We start from the raw sequence: 737 nt of genomic DNA on the forward strand, positions 1-737 counted from the left end.
TAATTACTTAACCCTCGATGGGTCACCACAACCCCTTTAGGCTGACCTGTGGTACCCGAGGTATAAATAATATAAGCACCTTGAGAGGGATGAATACTGACGGGGGTATAAGGATGGTTGATGCTTTTGGGACTTGTATTAACGCTTACTTTTTCATTGTGAGCTGAATCAGTATTATCACGCATTAAACCTTCAACAAGCTCAAGCTCAAGGTGTGTGTACGAAGCCCTTTGCTCTGCCTGCAAAGCGCTCATCATGACCGACGTCTCTACTGTCGTTAAGACCACCTTGGCTGCACTGTCTATCAGTTGAAACTGCATGCGTTGAGCCGGCTGCTTACTGTCTAACGGTAAGTACATTCCGCCTGATTTTAATACCGCTAATATCCCAACCACAAAGTCACAACTACGCTCTGCAAGAATACCTACACAGTCGCCATGACTAACGCCATGAGCTTGTAGCTGCCCTGCTAACGCAGTTGCACGTGCATCCAATGCTTCATAACATAGACTATTGTCACCATCAGTAACCGCAATTGCATTGCCATGACGCTCAACACTGCTTTGGAACAATGACAAGACATTATCATATGAGAAATCAACTCCTTTACCTTGGCTTTCACTGTGCACTGGTAATGATAATTGAGCTAACGGGACATCCGGTGACGCTAATACTTGCTCAGTCAACGCAACAAACAATTGCGCGATTTGCGCTACCGTCGAAGCTTCAAACAAGCT

Annotated in this window: 1 protein-coding gene; it reads right to left on the reverse strand. The window is 45.5% G+C overall.

Annotated features, from left to right (window positions below):
* A partial coding sequence (locus tag J3L16_RS15880; RefSeq protein ID WP_207614041.1) for an AMP-binding protein occupies nucleotides 1-737 on the reverse strand: 737 nt, incomplete at both ends.

The sequence above is a fragment of the Alteromonas sp. 5E99-2 genome (assembly GCF_017368475.1).
GTDB lineage: Bacteria > Pseudomonadota > Gammaproteobacteria > Enterobacterales > Alteromonadaceae > Alteromonas_F.